The 14,859-nt window shown below is 68.8% G+C and carries 13 protein-coding genes; 6 read left to right on the top strand and 7 right to left on the bottom strand.

Features of this window, described 5'->3' with window-relative positions; translation table 11 throughout:
- Positions 1 to 5: 5 nt before the first annotated feature.
- The 4 genes from VGI12_17545 to VGI12_17530 form a co-directional block, all read right to left on the bottom strand.
- The gene (locus VGI12_17545; protein ID HEY2434483.1) at positions 6 to 1,556 is read right to left on the bottom strand and encodes a DHA2 family efflux MFS transporter permease subunit; all 1,551 of its coding nucleotides are present in this window, start codon (positions 1,554 to 1,556) and stop codon (positions 6 to 8) included.
- Positions 1,557 to 1,592: 36 nt separating this feature from the next.
- A complete protein-coding gene (locus VGI12_17540) occupies positions 1,593 to 2,792 on the bottom strand; it encodes an HlyD family secretion protein (protein ID HEY2434482.1) in 1,200 nt (399 codons plus the stop codon).
- Complete coding sequence (locus VGI12_17535; protein HEY2434481.1) at positions 2,792 to 4,186, bottom strand: TolC family protein; 1,395 nt, start codon at positions 4,184 to 4,186, stop codon at positions 2,792 to 2,794. The genes VGI12_17540 and VGI12_17535 overlap by 1 nt, the downstream gene beginning before the upstream one ends.
- Before the next feature lie 372 nt (positions 4,187 to 4,558).
- Positions 4,559 to 4,945 carry a helix-turn-helix domain-containing protein gene (locus tag VGI12_17530; GenBank protein ID HEY2434480.1) on the bottom strand — a complete coding sequence of 129 codons (387 nt, stop codon included), beginning with the start codon at positions 4,943 to 4,945 and terminating at the stop codon, positions 4,559 to 4,561.
- Between the two features lie 111 nt (positions 4,946 to 5,056).
- Between VGI12_17530 and VGI12_17525 the strand changes: the two genes are divergently transcribed.
- Positions 5,057 to 5,611 carry a YceI family protein gene (locus VGI12_17525; GenBank protein HEY2434479.1) on the top strand — a complete coding sequence of 185 codons (555 nt, stop codon included), beginning with the start codon at positions 5,057 to 5,059 and terminating at the stop codon, positions 5,609 to 5,611.
- Between the two features lie 41 nt (positions 5,612 to 5,652).
- Here the strand turns inward: VGI12_17525 and VGI12_17520 are convergent, their stop codons facing one another.
- From VGI12_17520 to VGI12_17510, 3 genes are read right to left on the bottom strand one after another with little or no spacing between them, the layout of a single operon-like run.
- Positions 5,653 to 7,002 (bottom strand): hypothetical protein, encoded by a 1,350-nt coding sequence (locus VGI12_17520; protein ID HEY2434478.1) that lies wholly within the window; start codon positions 7,000 to 7,002, stop codon positions 5,653 to 5,655.
- Between the two features lie 43 nt (positions 7,003 to 7,045).
- Positions 7,046 to 9,751, bottom strand: coding sequence for an ABC transporter permease (locus VGI12_17515; GenBank protein HEY2434477.1), 2,706 nt, complete (start codon positions 9,749 to 9,751; stop codon positions 7,046 to 7,048).
- 41 nt (positions 9,752 to 9,792) lie between these two features.
- A complete protein-coding gene (locus VGI12_17510) occupies positions 9,793 to 10,122 on the bottom strand; it encodes a PadR family transcriptional regulator (GenBank protein ID HEY2434476.1) in 330 nt (109 codons plus the stop codon).
- Between the two features lie 199 nt (positions 10,123 to 10,321).
- Between VGI12_17510 and VGI12_17505 the strand changes: the two genes are divergently transcribed.
- The 5 genes from VGI12_17505 to VGI12_17485 all read left to right on the top strand — a co-directional run bounded on the left by VGI12_17505 (position 10,322) and on the right by VGI12_17485 (position 14,853).
- Positions 10,322 to 12,259, top strand: coding sequence for a YjhG/YagF family D-xylonate dehydratase (locus VGI12_17505; GenBank protein HEY2434475.1), 1,938 nt, complete (start codon positions 10,322 to 10,324; stop codon positions 12,257 to 12,259).
- 2 nt (positions 12,260 to 12,261) lie between these two features.
- Entirely contained in the window at positions 12,262 to 13,161 is a 900-nt protein-coding gene (locus tag VGI12_17500) for an SMP-30/gluconolactonase/LRE family protein (GenBank protein HEY2434474.1), read from the top strand.
- Positions 13,162 to 13,287: 126 nt separating this feature from the next.
- Entirely contained in the window at positions 13,288 to 13,881 is a 594-nt protein-coding gene (locus VGI12_17495; protein ID HEY2434473.1) for a hypothetical protein, read from the top strand.
- Positions 13,882 to 13,885: 4 nt separating this feature from the next.
- Positions 13,886 to 14,368: a hypothetical protein gene (locus tag VGI12_17490; protein ID HEY2434472.1), complete on the top strand. Its 483-nt coding sequence runs from the start codon at positions 13,886 to 13,888 to the stop codon at positions 14,366 to 14,368.
- Positions 14,369 to 14,373: 5 nt separating this feature from the next.
- A complete protein-coding gene (locus VGI12_17485; protein HEY2434471.1) occupies positions 14,374 to 14,853 on the top strand; it encodes a Rieske (2Fe-2S) protein in 480 nt (159 codons plus the stop codon).
- Positions 14,854 to 14,859: the final 6 nt, after the last annotated feature.

Genomic DNA, 14,859 nt, shown 5'->3' with positions numbered 1-14,859 from the left:
GGATATCAATGTGCGCCGATCGAGCCGCCGCCGCCGCGCGGACGTTGCATGAGCAGGATGAGCGGCAGCAGCGCCAGGAACATCACGCCGAGGATCCGGAAGAGCAGCACGAACGACACCATGTAGGCCTGCTGCTGCACCATGCCGAACAGCGCCGCGTAGGCGCGCTGGGTTGCGGTCGTGATGTCGGCGCCAGCCGCGATGAAACCGGCGCGGGCCGCCTCGAACGCACGCTGCGTCTGCGGCGAATACGCGTCGACGTTGGCGCCGAACACGTTGATATACGCCTGCTGCTGCCGCAACAGCATCGTGCCGGTGACGGCGATGCCGATGCTGCCGCCGAGGTTGCGCATCAGGTTGAAGAGCGAGGTCGCGTTACCCATCCGCTCGCGCGGAATCAGGTCCATGCTGATCGTCGTGAGCGGCACGAACACCGCCGACAGTCCGAGTCCCTGGAAGAACTGCGGCCAGAAGATGTCCCAGTAGCCGGCGCTCATATTCAGCTCGCCCAGCCAGAACAGCGTCACCGCGCCAAGCAGCAGCCCGACCCCGACCATCTTGCGCGCATCGATCTTGCCGATCAGCAGGCCGACCATCGGCATGCCGATCAGCGATCCCATGCCGCGCGGCGCCATCGCGATGCCGGCCTGCATCGACGGATAGCCGAGCAGCGTCTGCAGCATGATCGGCAGCAGCACCGTACTCCCGTAGAGCACGAAGCCGAGCGTCGTCATCAGCGTGACCCCGGCGCTGTAGGTGCGGTTCTTGAACACGTGGAGATCGACGATCGGCTCCTTCGCCATCCACTCGCGGATCACGAACGCGATGACGCCGCCGATCGCGACGTAGACCAGCCCCGAGATGAACGGCGACGTCATCCAGTCGTGTTCTTGTCCGAGATCGAGCGCAACCTGTAGGGACCCGATCCACAGCGCCAGCAGGCCGATGCCCCAATAGTCGATCTTCGACGCCTCCTGCCGGAGGTACGAGGGATCGAAGATGTAGAGCTGCGTCATGACGAGCGACGCGATACCGACCGGCAGGTTGATGTAGAACACCCACCGCCAGCTGTAGGTGTCGGTCAGCCAGCCGCCGAGCACCGGCCCCAGAATCGGCGCGACGACGATGCCGAGGCCCCAGAAGCCCATCGCCTTGCCGCGCTGGTCGGGCGGAAAGGCCTCGAGCAGGATCGCCTGCGACAGCGGTTGCATGGCGCCGCCGGTGGCCCCCTGGATCAGCCGGAAGGCGACAAGCAGCGGCAGGTTCGGGGCGAGGCCGCAGAGCAGCGACGCCAGCGTGAAGCCGGACACCGACATCATCAGCAGGCGCTTGCGCCCGAAGTTGCGGGCCAGCCAGCCGGTCATCGGCAGGATGATGGCGTTGGCGACGAGATACGACGTCAGCACCCATGTCGATTCGTCGATCGTCGCGGACAGGTTGCCGGCGATGTGCGGCAGCGACACGTTGACGACGGTGGTGTCGAGCACCTCCATGAACGTCGCGAACATGACCGCGATCGCCACGATCCATGGGTTGACGTGCTTGTGTTCGCTCACAACGATCCTTCTCGGGTCCTTCGACGTCCTTCGCGTCTACCGGACGAACACGGTCGGCGTGACGCTCATGCCAGGACGGAGCAGGTGGTTCGGATCTTCGCCAGGCTCGAGATACAGCTTCACCGGAATCCGCTGCACGACTTTCACGAAGTTGCCGGTCGCGTTCTCCGGCGGCAGCAGGCTGAACTTGGCGCCGGTCGCGGCGGCGATGCTGTCGACGTGCGCCTTGAAGGTGCGTCCGCCGAGCCCGTCGACGTCGATCTCCGCCTTCTGCCCCGGCCGCATGTCCCTGAGCTGCGTCTCCTTGAAGTTGGCGGTGATCCACGTGTCGGTGAGATTCACCAGTGCCATCAAGGGCTGTCCAGGCTGGATGACCTGTCCGATTTCCACGGCCTTGCGGCTGACGACGCCCGCGGTGGGCGCTTTGATCGTCGTGTACTGCAGGTTCAGTTCCGCCTGCGCGAGCGTCGCCTGTGCCTGCTTCACCCTGGCCTCTGCCGAGGCGGCCTTGGCCTGCGACACCTGCAGTTGCTGTGGCGCGGTCCGCGCCGTGTCGAGGTTGGCCTGTGCCTGCGCCGCGCCGGCCCGGGCCTGCGCGACCCGCTGCTGCGACACGGTGATGCCCCCTTGCGCGGCGATGACGTCCGACTTGGCGGCATCAGCCGCGGCCCGCGACGAATCAGCCTGCGCGACCGCGGCGTCGAGCTGCTGCTGGGGGATCTCGTCCTTCTGGGCGAGCGGCCTCAGGCGATCGACGTCGCGGGCTGCCTTCACCGCCGACGCCTCGCGCTCACGCTGGTGCGCCTGCGCGGCGGCGAGATTCGCCTCGGCGACCTGCACCTGGTGCTCGGTCTCGGAGACCGAGGCTTGCGCCGACTGCACACCGCCCGACGCGGTCGTCACCCCGGCGCCGGTCTCGATGCGCGCGATCGGCACGCTCGTCGTCGCCGCGATGGCGTTGGCCTGCGCGTCGGCGAGCTCGGCGCGGGCGCGATCGACGGCGACCTGGTAGTCGCTCGGATCGATCTGCACCAGCAGGACGCCGGCCTCGACCGCCAGGTTGTTGTCGACCGCGACCTTGATCACCGTGCCGCCGACCCGCGGCGCGATCTGCGTGATCCGTCCATCCACCTGCGCGTCGTCGGTCGATTCGCGCCCGCGCGAACGCCACCAGAAGATTGTGGCCACCGCGAGCAACACGACCAGAACGAGTGCGCCAATCCGCCACCGAGCCATTACTGCCGTCCTCCTTCACGAGGGCTACGGAGGACAGGTCCTCCGAGATATTGAGTCACCGCTGCTTCGCCGATGCCGAGCGCCTCCGCCAGCGACGCTTTCGCGACGTTGTGCGCGTAGAGCGCGGAGATGTAGGCGTCCGACGCGGCCGCCACCGCTTCCTGGGCCTGCGTCAGTTCGAGGTTGTCCGCCACGCCCGCCCCGAAGCGATCGCGCGCCTGCTGCAGCTGCTGCCCGGCCAGATCCGTGTTGGTGCGGGCCGCCTGCACCTGCTGGTCGGCGGCGGTCAAGTCGAGCAGCGCGCTGCGCACCTCGTACTCGATGCGGCCGTGCATGTCGGCGAGCTCCGCTTCACGCTGTCGCAGCGCCGAGTCCGATTCGATCCGGCGGGCGGTGATCCGCCCGGAGTCGAAGATTGGCACGCGCACGGTGGCCGCGATCGAGTAGGTATTGGCGGCGGCGGCCACGGTCTGACCGATGGCCCCCCAGTCGCCGTCGAGCCGGAGCGAGGGGAGCAGCGCCATGCGCGCCGCCTGGCGCGTTGCCTGTGCCGCCTCGAGCTGGCTCTTCGCCGCGAGGTAGTCGGGACGCTGATCCAGGGCGCTCTGCACGGCCGCCTCGAGCGCCGGCGGCGGCAGCGGCGCGTAGGGCATCGCATCGGTCAGCGTAATCGTCTGGCCGACCGGAATGCCGACCGCGCGCTTCAGCTGCAGCTTCAGCTTCTCGTATTCGTTCTCGGCCGCGATGGCGCGCTGCCGCTGCGTCTGGGTCTGCACCTGCGCCCGCAGCACGTCGATGCCGGCGACCAGACCGGCGCTCTTCAGATCCTGCGCCTGCGTCAGCAGCGTCTCCGACGTCTGCTGCTGGGCGTGCACCGACTCGACGCGGCTGGCCGCCGAGACCGTCTCGAGATACAGGTTGACCGCGACGAGCACGACCAGATCGCGCGCCGAGCGCACGCCGTACTTGGCGGCCTGCTGCCGTGCGTCGGCAGCGCGCTTCTCGTTGAGCGCCGACAGGTCGATGACCGGCTGCGACACCGCGATGCGCGCGTCGAAGACGTTGAAAGGGCCGACGATCGGGTCGGCCGCGGGGAACCCGTAGGCCTCGAGGTTGATCACCTGCCGGCTCCCGCGCATCGAAGCGGCGACGTTGGGCAGCAGATCGGCCAGCGCCCGCCAGCGCGCCCCATGCGCGCCGGCCTCAGTTTCTTCCTGCAGCAGCAGGCCGAGGTTCGCCTGCAGCGCGCGCTGCACCGCATCGGCCGCCGACAGGTTGAGGGCCTCGGCCGTCACCGTACCTTTGGGCACGCTCCCGAAAAACGGGTTCGACGATTGCTGCAGCGGCTGCGCCTGCTGCGCGAGAAGGCCTGCCACGAGCGTGGCAGCCACCATGCCGGCGATCATTGTCCGAAACGTCCTTTCATTCTCACCTGGCGGCTTCGCCCCGCCGGACCCCCGTCTCGCGTCGCTCGCTCGCTGGGGTCACGCCGAGCGGGTAGATCGACGCGGACAATTCCGCGGGATCCCGATACGCGGAACGGCGCCGGGAAGCCGGCGCCGTCGGGCATCCGCATCCGTGTGAATCTTCCGGTCCTCTATGTGGAGTCCCGCTTCATGCAGGACACGCTGCCACGCCAGCGTGTGTCCGTAGACCGTGTCGACGAGCGTGCCGTCAAGGTCGAAGATGACCGCTCGCCCTCGCCGGCCGCCGGACGGCCCGGCACCGATGCCGGCTGCCGAATCACCAATGTCAATTGGGCCTTTCTACCGCCGGCCGCGCGACGCGACGGCACCCGCCTGCCGCGGCGACGCCTTCGTCACATGGTCCTCGCCGCCCGGGGGCGCATCGACCCATCGCTCGGCCCACCGGCCAACCGCGCACAGGGCCTGCTCGAGCGCGCGTCCTTTCTCGGTGAGCTGGTACTCGACGCGGACCGGCGTCTCCGGGACGACAATGCGCGCCACGATCCCCTCGCTTTCCAGCTCGCGCAGACGCTCCGAGAGCATGCGGTCGCTGATGTCGGGGATGGAACTGCGCAGCTCCGCGAACCGCATCCGGTCGGTCAGAAGCAAACGGATGACCGCGCCCGTCCAGCGGCCGCCGATGAGCTCGACGGCCCGATGAAACTTTGCGCAGAGATGCGGTTTCACGCCCACAGCCGACAGTCTATCAGAAAGAAACTACTTGACACAATCTACTTACAAAAATATAGTAACGGAACTGTTGATTAGTTGTGAACATTGCGTAAGCATGGAGGAACGATGAGCACCGCCGCCGCCACCACTCCCGTCACGTCCACCTGGAAGATCGACCCGGCGCACAGCCACGTCGAGTTCGCCGTCAAACACCTCATGATTTCGACGGTGCGCGGCCGCTTCGCCGGAGTCGAGGGCACCGTGCGTCTCGACGACAGCACCCCGGCCGCGGCCGGCGTCGACGTCACGATCGACGTCGCCTCGATCGACACCCGCGAGCCGAGGCGCGACGAGCACCTGCGCTCGTCCGACTTCTTCGACGCCGAGCGCTTTCCGCGCATCACCTTCAGCGCGCAGCGCATCGCCGATCGCCACGCCGAGACGTTCAAGTTGCCGGGCGACCTGACGATCCACGGCGTCACCAGGCCGATCGTACTCGACGTGGTCGGGGCCGGAAGCGTCAAGGATCCGTGGGGCGGCGAGCGCCGCGGGTTCAGCGCCACCGCAGCCGTCCGGCGCAGCGACTTCGGGTTGACCTGGAACCAGGCGCTCGAGGCCGGCGGCGTCCTGGTCGGCGACGAGGTGAAGATCCTGCTGGAATTGGAGCTGCTGCGCGGCTGAGCGGCGCGGGCAGCGCACCCGGAGCGGTTCGGCGCCCTGCCTCAGGGGCGCTTCGCCGCCGGGTAGTCGGTCGTGATCGCGTCGGTGGCGATCCAGACAGGCCCGTTCTGCACGTTGTGGCAGGCGCGCTTTTCCGCCCATCGCCACATCGCGTCGAGTACGACCACTTCGCTCATTGCACCGGCGCGCCGAAGCTCGTTCACCGGCGTGCCGGCACGCATCACGTCTTTGACGCCGCACGCTTCCGTCGCGCGCTGCGGGTCGACGTAGATCTGGACATCTGATTGCGCGACGACGGGCCGGTAGAACGCCCGGTCGTCGTCGATGGCGCTGAAGAAGTCCGTGGCATAGCGGCGCGCCAGGCCGCGCCCTTCTTCGTCCACCGGCGCGTCGCGGATCGCCGCCTCGATTTCCGGTCGGCGCCCGAGGAAGTGGCGCCGCAGCCCGTCGAGCTCGTCCCTGGGCAACAGCGATCGCGTGCGCTGCACCTGGCTCAGGACCTCGATCTCGATCGGCGACTTCGCCGGCACGAACCCCCGGTTCCACACCGTGTCGAACCAGGCGTGACGGCCGACGACCGCGCCGGCGAGATCGAAGTCCTTCATCACCAGAGCGGTGCCGTTGCCGCGGGCGAACGCCAGGAGATTCCAGAGCGGCTTGGAATCGTCGCAGCGATAGGTGTCGTCCGCCGCGTACTTCAGGCACCAGTCGAAGTTGCCGATCATCGCTTCGCCGAAGGCGATCAGTCCGGCGTCGGCGCCGGCATGGCGGGAGGCGACGTTGCCAAACTGCTCCATCGTGATCTCGGAGCCGCCCGTCCGTGTCATTACGTCGCCGTCGTCCTCGATGAGCAGCGCGTTGCGGGTGAGCGGGGCCCGGCCGGCAACGTCGTCGCGATAGGTGATTCGCGCCGGACGCGTCCGCATTGTGGGCACGCCGGCCGCCTGCAGCATGCGGTAGACGAGCGCTTCGCGGAGCGGGGATTTCTCGTTGGCGAGCCGGCCATACTTGGCGGAGAGCTGGTTGTCGGGGGCGTCGCCGCAGTGTGTGCCGATACGGATGCTGCCGCCCCCCCGGAGCTTCAGCTTGAGCTTCGGGAACGTGCACTCGGTCTCGCGCCGGCTCGTGTGCCCGCGAACCGACACGGCCAGATCGCGAAAGACAACCGTGTCGCCGCCGCCTGAATCCCCGTAACTGAGCGTCCCGGTTACGGTTGCATCCTGGTCTCCGCTGCCCGCTTCGAACAGGTGCTTCAGAGGCGCTTCGAGTTCGAGCTCTGCCACGCCGGCGCCGTCAAGGAGCGCCGGCAGCCGCGGCGCCGGCTGAGCTCGCACGAGCGCCGTCGCGAACACGGCGCTGAGAACGGCGGCACCGACAGCACGAGCGGGCATTCCGCCGCGGGACTATGCGAGCGGGATGCCAGCGCCGGCGTGCCTACTGGGCGCGCAGCGCAACCATTGGGTCCACCGTCGCGGCGCGCCGCGCCGGCAGCGCGCACGCCGCCAGTGCGACCAGGATCAGCGTCGCTCCGACTCCGATATAGGTGACCATGTCGGTCGGCGGGATTCCGACCAGCAGCGGGCCGTTCGCCTGCGGGTTCGCGGTGACGAGGACCTGTCCGACGAACCGTGTCAGGATGCCGGCGGCCGCCGCCCCGAGGCCCAGGCCGGTCACGACGAGGAGCAGCCCTTCGCGCAACACCAGCGAGAGCAGGCCGCCGCGTTGCGCCCCGAGCGCCATCCGGATCCCGAATTCCTGCGTGCGCTGGTTGACCGAGAATGCCACCACGCCGGCGATGCCGGCTGCCGTGATCACCAGTGCCAGCAAGCCGAACATCCCGATCAGCGCGACGACGACTCGCCGAGGCGTCAGCGTGGTTGAGCGGACGTCCTCGAGCATGCGGAAACTCGAGACCGGCAGATCGGCGTCGTGGGCGTGAGCCGCCGCGCGGATCGACTGCTCCAGCTCGCGCGCCGGCAGATCGGTCTTCAGGATCCAGGTCGACTGGAGCAGCGGCGACTGGAAGAGCGGCAGATAGACCTCGGCGCCCGGCGCGCGATCGAGCTGCTGCCGCACGTCGGCGACGACGCCGACGATGGTGATGAGTGTGTCGTTGCCGGAGTCGATGCGCGTGCCGACCGGATTTTCGCCGGGCCAGTACATCCTGGCTGCCGTCCGGTTGACGATCGCCACCTCCGGGCCGGCGGCGCTGTCGGCGGCGCGGAAGACGCGGCCGGCAAGCAGCGGCTGTCCGAGGGTAGTGAAATAGCCGGGGGTTGCGATGCGCACGCTGATCGCCGGCGGCTGCACGCCCGGCGGCAATGGACGCGCCTCGCGCACGATCCTGCCGTTGAACGGCGGCGCTTCGTTGAGCGGGAACGTGCCGGCGGCGCCGACCGTGGCGACTCCCGGCAGCGCCCGCAGCCGCTCCTCCAGCGCCCGCCAGTATTCGCTCTGCTTGGCGCGGCGATCGGCGGCCTTGAGCGTCAGCGGAAAACGGTCGAAGGCCATGTCGGCGCTGAAGGTGAGCAGCTGCTCGGTGCGGAAGCCGGGATCGAGATTCTGCACTTGCATCAGGCTGCGCAGCGTCAGGCCGGCGGCGATGAGCAGCATGAACGAGGCGCCGATCTGCGCGACGATCAGCACGCGCCGCAGCCGCTGGCCCGCCGGGCTCGTCCGGCGGCCGTCGCGGAGCGCCGGTGCGGCGCTGATCCGCTGAGAAAAAGCCGGAATCGAGCCGAAGACGAGCCCGGTCAGCACCGACAGCCCGAACGTGAACGCCAGGACGGTGAGATCAATCGTGATCTCGCCGGCGCGCGGCGTGAAGCGTCCGGCGAACGCCACGAGGAGCCGCATCGCCAGGGCCGAGAGTCCGAGCCCGATCAGACCGCCGGCGAAGGCGAGCAGCAGGCTTTCGGTCAGCAGCTGCCGCAGAAGACGGGCGCGGGTCGCCCCGAGCGCGGCGCGCACCGACAGCTCCTGCTCGCGCCGCGCCATGCGTGCGAGCAGCAGGTTGGCGATCGAGGCGCAGACGATCAGCAGCACGAAACCGGCCGTGCCGAGCAGCGTCCACAGCGTCGGCTTGAAGCTGTCGATCATCTCGTCCTTCAGCGGCAGGCCGACGGCGCGGAAGTCGCGCTGGGGATAGTCCTTCGGGTAGTCCTTCGTGAGCCGGGCGGCCGTGATGTCGAGATCCGCCGCCGACTTCAGCAGCGTCGCCTCGGGGCGCACCCGCGCGACCACGCTCATCATCCGAGCCGAGCGGCTGTCGACGAAGCTCTGGCGCGAACGGAATGGACAGGCCGACGTCGGCATGAAGACGTCCACGGCGGCGCTCCCCTGCGGGTTGTAGAGCGGCACCGGCGGGAGCACGCCGACCACGGTGTGCGGCCGGTCGTTCAGCCGGAACACCTTGCCGACGATCAGCGGGTCCTCGTCGAACTGCCGGACCCACGAGTCGTAGGTCAGCACCAGCACCGCCGGCGCGCCGGGCCGATCGTCCGCCTCGACGAACGTCCGCCCGTGCAACGCCTGGACGCCGAGGACGTCGAAATAGTTGGCTGAGACGACGCCGGTCGAGACGCGCAGCGGCTCGGCTCGCCCGAGCAGCGTGAAGAGCATGCTGTGGAACTCGACCACGTCGCTGAACGAGCGCGACAGGCGGTAGTCGGCGATGTCCTTCACCGAGAAGCCGAGGTCGTTGGCCGGGTCGGTTGGATCCCCCGCCCCCTGGTGCAGTTCGACCAGCCGCTCGCCGCCCTTGTAGGGCAGCGGGCGCAGCAGCACGCCGTTGACGACGCTGAAGATTGCGGTGTTGGCGCCGATGCCGAGCGCCATCGTCAGGATGACGACCAACGAGAGGCCCGGGCTGCGGCGCAGGCTGCGCAACCCGTAGCGCACATCCTGCGCGGCAACCTCGAGGAAGCGCGACAGCCAGGTGTCGCGAACGTCGTCTTTCACCGTCTCGATCGGACCGAAGAGGCGCATCGCTTCGCGGCGGGCCAGCTCGCGCGGCATGCCCCGCTGCACGTGCTGCTCGGTGAGCATGTCGATGTGGTAGCGGAGCTCGGCGTCGAGCTCGCGCTCCTGCTGTTCGCGTCCGAACAGCGATCCCAGTCGGACGGCCAGATTGCGGATCATTTGCGGCGCCTCCAGATGTCCTGCCGTGGGTCAGGCGGACATCACAGTCCGGCAAGTACGCGCGCGACCGCGGTCGAGAGACGCTCCCAGCTCTTCGTCTCTTCCGCGAGCTGCTTCCGCCCGTCGCGCGTCAGCTGGTAGAACTTGGCCTGCCGGTTGTTTTCCGAGTTGCCCCACTCCGCCTCGATCAGCCCCTGCTGCTCGAGCCGGTGCAGCGCGGGATAGAGCGATCCCTGGTTCACCTGCAGCACGTCCCGCGACAGCTGCTGGATGCGTTGCGAGATTCCCCACCCGTGCATCGTCCCTTCCGAGAGCGTGCGAAGAATGAGCAGATCCAGGGTTCCCTGCAGCAGGTCCGACTTCGGCGCCATCCGTCCCCCCACGTCGCGTGTTCCTGTCGTTTATCGACAAGAGCGTAGACCGGTCTCTTGTAGATTGTCAAGGGGAGAGGACGGCCGCGTTGAGGTCGTCACGGTTTCGTCTCGACCGGTCGTCCGGGCGGCGAACCGCTGTCAGGAATGCGTTCCGCGCCGGCTCGACGAGTGGTACGCTCGCTCGAACCGCTGCCGCATGCCCGAGAACCCGTTCGATAGCGCAGATCCCTCGTTGCTCGACGTGGCGAGCCAGGCGGAGGGTCCCTCCGGCTCGCTGCCGTTCACGCCGGAGATGCTGCTGACGCGCCCCTCGGGCGATTTGTTTGGCTGGAGCCAGAACGCCGGGATGGGGTGGAATCCGGCGGCGCTGGGCGGCGGCGATTTCCTGATTCTCTCGACGCATGGCGGCGTGCGCGCGCCCGACGGTACGCCGATCGCGCTCGGCTACCACACCGGCCATTGGGAAGTCGGCCTGCTCGTCGAGGAAGCGGCGAAGACGCTGAAGGCCGGCGGTGCCGTGCCGTTCGCCGGCGCCTGCACCGATCCCTGCGACGGACGGTCGCAGGGCACGGCGGCGATGTTCGACAGCCTGCCTTTCCGGAACGACGCCGCGATGATCTTCGGCCGGCTGATTCGATCGCTGCCGACCGGGCGCGGCGTGCTCGGCATCGCGACCTGCGACAAGGGCTTGCCGGCGATGATGATGGCGCTGGCCGCGGCGCGCGATCTGGCCACGGTACTCGTGCCCGGCGGCGTCACGCTGCCACCGGCCAACGGGGAAGACGCCGCGCGCATCCAGTCGATCGGCGCGCGTTACGCGCACGGCGAGCTGACGCTCGAAGCCGCCGCCGATCTCGGATGCCGTACCTGCGCGTCTCCAGGCGGCGGCTGCCAGTTTCTCGGCACTGCCGCGACGTCGCAGGTCGTCGGCGAAGCCCTCGGCCTGTCGCTCGGCCACACCGCGCTCGCCCCCTCGGGTCAGCCGATCTGGCTCGACATGGCGCGCCGTTCGGCGCTGGCGTTGCAGGCGCTCGAGCGGCGCGGACTTGCGACGAGGAGCATCCTGACCGATCGCGCCCTGAGAAACGCGATGATCACCCACGCGGCGTTCGGAGGCTCCACCAACCTGTTGCTGCACGTGCCGGCGATCGCGCACGCCGCCGGGTTGACGCGGCCGAGCGCGCGCGACTGGAGCGAGGTCAACCGCCTGGTGCCGCGGCTCGTCGACGCGCTCCCTAACGGACCCCGCAATCATCCGACCGTGCAGGTGTTCATGGCCGGCGGTGTGCCGGAGGTGATGCTGCACCTGCGGCGCGCGCAGCTGCTCGATACCGGCGTGACGACCGCCGGCGGCGGCACGCTCGACGCGCAGCTCGACGCCTGGGAGGATTCCGCGCGGCGCCATCGGCTTCGTGCGCTGCTCCGCGAGCGCGACGGCGTCGATCCGGATGACGTGATCGCGTCGCCGGACGTGGCGAAGCGGCGAGGTATGGTCTCCACGATCTGCTTCCCGCACGGTAACCTCGCGCCGCAGGGCTCGGTGATCAAGAGCACCGCCATCGATCCCTCGGTGGTTGGCGCCGACGGCGTCTTCCGGATGACCGGGCCCGCCAAGGTCTTCGTCACCGAGCCCGCGGCCATCGCCGCGATCAAGGAAAGGCGCATCGCGGCGGGCGACGTGCTGGTGCTGATGGGCCGCGGTCCGATGGGGGCCGGGATGGAAGAGACCTATCAGCTGACCGGCGCGCTCAAGTACCTGCCGCACGGCAAGCACGTCGCCGTCGTTACCGACGCGCGGTTCAGCGGCGTGTCGACCGGCGCCTGTATCGGGCACGTCTCGCCCGAGGCGCTCGCCGGCGGTCCGCTCGGCCGGCTCCGCGACGGCGATCCCGTCGAGATCGTCGTCGACCGCAACGCGCTCACCGGCACCCTGAACTACGTCGGCGGCGACGACCTGGCCGCGCGTCTGCCGCACCCGGACCTCGCTCCCGATCCACGCCTGCCCGATCACACCCGGCTGTGGGCCGCGCTGCAGGACGTCAGCGGCGGCACGTGGGGCGGCGCTGTCTACGATGTCGACGCCATTCTAAGAACGCTGGACGCTGGCCGCCGGAAGCCGGAAGCGGGGAGCTGACGATGCGAGCAGAGCTGGTGGTGGACGCGCGATGCGAGCTCGGTGAAGGTCCGGTGTGGGATCCGGGAGCCCGGTGCCTGTGGTGGACCGACATCGACGGCCGCGCCATCTGGCGCTTCGATCCTTTGTCGGAAGGGACCGAGCGGTTCACGCCCCCGGATCGCGTCGGTTTCATCGCGGTTGCGACGGGCGGGCGGCTGTTGCTCGGCGGCGCGAAGGCGCTCTACATGGCCGTCCCAGGCTTGGGCGGCGCACTGGCCGCGACGAAGCTCGTCGACGTCGAAGCCGATCTCGCGACCACGCGTGCCAACGACGGACGCGCCGATCGTGTCGGCAACGTCGTGTTCGGCACGTTGGACGAACAGAAGCCGCGCCAGACGATCGCGAGCTTCTATCAGTATTCGTCGGCGCACGGCCTGCGCCGCCTCGACGATCTTCCGCACTGCGCCGTCTCGAACAGCCTGGCCTTCAGCCCCGACGGCCGCGCACTCTACTTCACAGACACGCCGACTGGCGTGATCCGCTGCGGCGACTACGACGCCGACAGCGCGCGGGTGACCAACATCCGCGCGTTCGCGACGCTCGGTCCTGGCGAAGGACATCCCGACGGCGCCATCGTCGATGCCGACGGCTGCCTGTGGAGCTCCGCGTGGGGCGGCGCCGTCGTCCGGCGGTTCACGCCCGACGGGCGCGTTGATCGCGTGCTCGAGATTCCGACGAAGAACCCGACGTGCCCGGCGTTTGGCGGGGCTCAGCTCGCGACGATCTTCGTGACGTCATCGCGGCAGCAGCACACGGCGGAAGAGCTATCCGGCGCCCCGCAGGCCGGCGGCGTATTCGCGTTGCGGATGCCCGGCATCGCCGGCATTGCGGACACCGCATTCATCCAGCGTTCATCTTAGAGCCACAATTTTACGTTCTCCGTCCGCCGCGGATGACCACAGTTGTCCTGTCGAGATGACCCATCAAGCCGATCGTGCACGGATCGCGGGAATTCGCGTGGCAGCCCATTTGCTTCCCGAATAGAGATGCGCACAGTGCTTGCCATAGCGGTCGCGTGCCTGATCGTTCCCGCACACCGCGCGGCCGCGCAGGCGGACGGTCCGCTCCACGCCGCGATCGCGGTCACCGCGGCGGAGGCACCGCTGGCCGACGACGACCCGCAGTCGCCGGCGCCGCGGAAGATCGCCTTCGAGTACAGCGACGGCTACAAGACACGGGCGAAGATCCACAAATACGCGGCTTTCGCCACGCTGCCGCTGTTTGCGACCGAGTTCGCGCTCGGTCAGTCGCTCTACAACAATCCCTCGGACAGCAAGAAGGGCGCGCACGTCGCGGTCGGCACCGCGATCGTCGGTCTCTACGGCCTGCAGGCGGTGACGGGTGTGATGAACCTGCTGGAGGCGAAGAAGGATCCCAACGGGCACACGCGCCGGACGGTCCACGCGATCCTCATGCTCGCGTCCGGCGCCGGCTTCGCGATTACGCCGGCGTTCGCTCCCAACGGGCGGACCGAGCTCGAGTCCGGTCCGAGCAGTGCGAGCACGCACCGCGCCGTCGCGTTCACGTCGATCGGCATCGGCACGGTCGGATATCTGATGATGTTGTTTGGAGGCAAGTAAGATCATGCCGCCGTTTGTTTCGCATCTGACGTCGAGCTGGGCCGCGCTCTACAGCGGCTCGTCCGTCCTGCGCACGCTCGTCTCGTTTGTGCACGTCGCCGGGCTCGTCGGCGGCGGCGGCGCCGCGGTTGCGGCCGATCGCGCGACGCTGAAGGCGACGCGCCGCGGCCTCGCCGTAACCCGTCAGGAGCTCGTCGCCATCCACAACACCCACCGCGTCGTCATCGTCGGCCTGACCTGCGTGATCGCGAGCGGCGTGCTGCTGTTCGCCGCCGACGCCGCTACCTACGCCGTGTCGAAGCTGTTCTGGCTGAAGATGGGCATGGTCGCGCTGCTGATGATCAACGGGGCGATCCTCGTCCGGGTCGGCAGCGGCGTGCCGGAGCCGGACGATCGCACACGGCGGACGCTCCGCTGGACCGCCGGGCTCAGTCTGGCGCTCTGGTTTCTCACGACGCTGGCGGGAGCAGGCCTGCCGAACATTTGACGCGGATGAAAACCCCCGACGACGAGTCCCGTCGGGCGTTCGTCCAGACGATCGGCTGCTTCGCCGGCGCGCTGGCGGCGCTCGGGATATCACGCGAGGTGCTTGCCGCACCGGTGACCCTCGTCGATGGCGTCCAGGCCGGCGACGACCGCATGTATCCGATCCCTGCCGCCGACGGTGTCACCGTCGATCGCGGCGCGCAGGTCATCCTGGTCCGCGCCGGCGGCCATGTTTATGCGTTTGCCCTCTCGTGTCCGCATCAGAACGCGGCGGTCAAGTGGGTGCCGCAGCACAACCAGTTCGAGTGCACCAAGCACGACTCGCACTACACCGCCGACGGGACCCACGTCAGCGGCCGCGCGACGCGCAACATGGATCGGATGCCGATCCGCAAGGACGGCAACGTGGTCCACGTCGACACCGCGCATGTCTTCCAATCGGACAAGGACTCGCACGGCTGGAGCGCGGCCGAGGTCACGCTGTAGCGGCGT

This window comes from Vicinamibacterales bacterium, assembly GCA_036496585.1.
Classification (GTDB): Bacteria; Acidobacteriota; Vicinamibacteria; order Vicinamibacterales; family 2-12-FULL-66-21; genus JAICSD01.
Note: the sequence above shows the minus strand (reverse complement) of the source record. Positions and strands in the feature narration are given on the sequence as shown.